Annotated in this window: 3 protein-coding genes and 1 pseudogene; all 4 read right to left on the bottom strand. The window is 69.8% G+C overall.

Annotated elements, in window-relative coordinates; genetic code table 11:
- Positions 1-139: 139 nt before the first annotated feature.
- The gene (locus F9K34_RS17645) at positions 140-2,839 is read right to left on the bottom strand and encodes a sensor histidine kinase (protein WP_291338422.1); all 2,700 of its coding nucleotides are present in this window, start codon (positions 2,837-2,839) and stop codon (positions 140-142) included.
- 2 nt (positions 2,840-2,841) lie between these two features.
- Positions 2,842-3,126 carry a hypothetical protein gene (locus F9K34_RS17640; RefSeq protein ID WP_291338421.1) on the bottom strand — a complete coding sequence of 95 codons (285 nt, stop codon included), beginning with the start codon at positions 3,124-3,126 and terminating at the stop codon, positions 2,842-2,844.
- A 34-nt stretch (positions 3,127-3,160) separates the two neighbouring features.
- Positions 3,161-3,529, bottom strand: a complete 369-nt coding sequence (locus F9K34_RS17635; RefSeq protein ID WP_291338420.1) for a response regulator transcription factor — start codon at positions 3,527-3,529, stop codon at positions 3,161-3,163.
- Between the two features lie 94 nt (positions 3,530-3,623).
- Positions 3,624-3,836, bottom strand: a pseudogene (locus F9K34_RS17630) (helix-turn-helix domain-containing protein); the annotation flags it as partial.

Below are 3,836 nucleotides of genomic sequence, written 5' to 3'. Positions count from 1 at the left end.
CCTCAGCACCGTATCCGCCGCGCTCTCCGCCATTCCTCCGCCACGTCTCCGCGCCCCGGCCCCGGGGTGCGGGCCGGAGGCAGCCTAGCCGGATCACGGTTAACAAAGGATTGAAACGCCCCCGACGGGACGGCGGCGGCTAGGCCGCCTCGGCGGTCCGGGCGTTCTCGGGCCGGACCGGGAGCGCGACCCGGAAGGCGGCGCCGCCCTGCCCCGGCAGATAGGCGATGGTGCCACCGAGGTTCGCCATGATCTCGCGGCAGATGGCGAGCCCGAGCCCCGCGCCGCCCGCCCGCTGGGTGTCCGTGAGGCGCGAGAATTTCTCGAAGATCAGCCGTTGTGCGGCCTTGGGAATGCCCGAGCCGTTGTCGATAAAATCGACCACCACCCGCCCGCCGCGCTTGCGCGCGAGGATCGTCAGCTCCGGCCGCTCGGCATCGCAGTATTTCCGCGCGTTCGAGACGAGGTTGATGAAGACCTGCACCAGCCGGTCGGTGTCGGTGATGACCGGCATGTGCTCGGCGGACGCATCGCGGTGGATGGCGAACACGCGCTCGGGCCGCGTGTTGGAAGCCGCCTGGATGGCCTTGTCGAGAAGGTCGTGGAGGTTGGCGACCTTGACGTTGAGCTGGACCTTGCGGTTCTCCAGCACCGAGAGGTCGAGGAGGTCGTCCAGCAGCCGGGTGAGCCGGATCGTCTCCTCGTGAATCACCTCGGCATATTTCTGCTGGAGCGCGCCCGGCAACTCGGGGTCCATCAGGATTTCCGAGAAGGCCCGGATCGAGGTCATCGGCGTCCTCAGCTCGTGGCTGATCTGGCTCAGGAACGTGTCCTTCTGGACGGAAAGGTCGCGCAGCTTGTCGTTGGCCTCCTGCAGGGCCCGCGCGGTCCGCGCGAGCTCCTCGGACTTCGCCTCGAGCTGCGTCGAATATTCCAGGATCTGCTGCGCCTCCGAGGCCACCGCCATCAGGTCCTGCGCCGTGACCGCAGCTCCCTCGGCGAACTGCGCGATCATCGCATGTGCCGTCGCCGTGCCCACGGCGCCGGCGAGCCGCCGTTCCAGCCGCTCGATGAACTCCGGCGTGGTGTCGGGCAGGAAGCCGGCCTTGCCCTGCGCCCCGGCCTCCGCCTCGAAGAAGGCCTGGGCCTCCTCGGCGCCGAGGATGCCCTGGCTCATCGTCAGCAGGTCCTCGGCCTCCGCGCCGCCGCGGCTCCAGCCGCGCGCGCCCACGTCCCGGTCAAAGACGCTGACGAAGGCGAGCCCCTGCATCCGCTCCACCGGAGTCGGGAAGCTGAGGAGCGAGCCGGCGATGAAGGCGCCGGTGTTGAGCGTGAAGGACCAGTAGATCGCATGGAGCAAGGGGTCGATTCCCTCGACGCCGAACAGGGCCTGCGGCCGCAGCCAGCCGAGACCCCAGGGCCCCTCGTTCAGGACCGCGGCCGAGAACACGCCCTCGGGTCCGAAGGAGGGCAGGTAGAGCGTGTAGAGCCAGACGAGGAAGCCGAGGCTCAGCCCCAGCGCCGCGCCGATCCGCGTGGCGCCGCGCCAGAAGATGCCGCCCAGCATCGCCGGCAGGATCTGCGCCACGCCGACGAAGGCGATGAGGCCGATGGCGGCCAGGGCGCCGGAGCCGCCCGACAGGTGGTAGTAGGTGTAGCCCAGCGCAAGGATCGCCGCTATCGACACCCGCCGGGCCATCAGCACCAGCCCCCGCACGTCGCCGGGCGTCCGCGCGCCTCCCTGCCTGAGCGCGAGCCAGATCGGCACGACGACATGGTTCGACACCATCGTCGAGAGCGCGATGGAGGCGACGATGACCATCGAGGTTGCCGAGGAGAAGCCGCCGAGGAAGGCGAGCATGGCGAGCGTTCCGCGCCCCTCCGACAGGGGCAACGTCAGCACGAAGAGGTCGGGGTTGGCACCCGGCGCGAGCTGGCCGAGGCCGACCACCGCGATCGGAAGGACGAAGAGGCTCATCAGGAAGAGGTAGAGCGGGAAGGCCCAGGACGCGGTAGCGAGATGGCGTTCGTCGGAATTCTCGACGACCATGACCTGGAACATCCGTGGCAGCGTGAGCACGGCCGCCGCGGAAATGAAGGTGAGCCCGATCCAGCGGCCGGGCTTCAGCGGCCAGTCGGCGATGGGCGAGCCATCGATGCGCTCGATGACCGGGCCGATCCCGCCGGCCACGCCCCAGACGACGAAGACGCCGACGGCCAAGAGCGCCACCAGCTTCACCACCGCCTCCAGCGCGATGGCCATGACGACGCCGTGGTGACGTTCGTTGGCGTCGAGGTTGCGCGTGCCGAAGAGGATGGTGAAGAGCGCGAGGCCCCCCGCGACCCAGAGCGCGGTGGCGCTCTGGTCCGGCAAGGCCCAGCCCTCGGGCGTCTCGCTCGCGAAGACCCCGAAGGAGAGCGTGACGGACTGGAGCTGGAGCGCGATATAGGGCGTGGCGGCAAGGACGCAGATCAGCGTGACGATGACGCCGAGCAGGTTCGACTTGCCGTAGCGCGAGGAGATGAGGTCGGCGATCGAGGTGACGCGCTGCGCCTGGCCGATGCGGACGAGCTTTCTGAGCACGATCCACCAGCCGACGAAGACGAGCGTCGGGCCGAGGTAGATGGTGACGAACTCGAGCCCCGAGCGCGCGGCGTATCCCACCGCGCCGTAGAAGGTCCACGCGGTGCAGTAGATCGACAGCGACAGCGTGTAGATGACCGGAGAGCGCAGCCAGCCCGCCTGGCCGCGCTCCGCGCGCCGCTCGGCCGCGAAGGCGACGAGGAAGAGCAGGATCACGTAGGCAAGGCAGACCGCGACGAGGATGTTGAACGGCACCATCAGCGCGGCTCCGCATCCGCGGCGTCATCCTCGCCGCCGGGCAGGTCACTCCGGGTCAGGGCGCGCGCGAGCAGGACGGCCGCGACGATCAGCGCGAACCATCCCGCGAAGAGGTAAAGCCCGCCCCTTGCGGTGTCCGGCTCGGGCGTGTCGCCAGGATGCCAGAGCACCGGCAGGAAGAAGATGAAGACCCCGAGAACCGGCAGCAGCCGCGCGGCGTCGATGATCCGCCGCCGGCGATACGAGTTGCGGGCAAGGAACTTCGGCGGTTTCGGCGCGGTCATGCGCCCTCCTTCCCGCCGCGTGGTCGGGTCCGGCTCATGCGCCCGCCATCTGCCGGACCGCGGTCAAGATGTCGGAATTGGCGAAGGGCTTGGCGATGAAGCGCGCGGCGCCCGCGCCCTCGGCCGCCATGCGTGCCTCGCCCTGTCCGTTCGCCGACAGCACCAGGACCGGGATTCCGGCCAGCGCGGGATCGGCGCGCAGGTCCTCGAGGATGTCGAGGCCCGACCTGCCGGGCAGCATCATGTCAAGGACGAGGACGTCCGGCGCCTCGCGCCGGATCGCCTCAAGCGCGCCCTGGCCTTCCGCATGACTCGCCACCGCCCAGCCGTCGCGCGCGAGGATGTAGCGGATCGCCTCGGCGATATGCGGCTCGTCCTCGATGAGGAGGACACGTCCGCTCATGCCCGGTTCCTCCCTGTTCTCCGTCCCCTGGGCGGACTATCGCCCAAGGGGACGGGCGCTGTCAAAATCGAAAAGACGAGGTCCGGCCCGGATCTCAGTCGCCGGCGCCGACGATCGAGGGTTCGCGCCGGGCGACGCATCCGGCGCGCGGGCAGATCCGGCAGGCGGCGCCGACCACGCGCTCGGCGCCGCTGCGCGGGCCTTGCGCGGGCAGGACCAGCATCAGCGCCTCGGTCACCTGCGGGCCATCGAATCCGCCGGGGAAACGGGTCTCGGCATAGGCATAGGTGAGGAACCGCACCGGCAC

The sequence above is a fragment of the Albidovulum sp. genome (genome assembly GCF_008933605.1).
Lineage (GTDB): Bacteria > Pseudomonadota > Alphaproteobacteria > Rhodobacterales > Rhodobacteraceae > Albidovulum.
The sequence above is the reverse complement of the archived record's forward strand: the minus strand, read 5'-3'. Positions and strand labels throughout refer to the sequence as shown.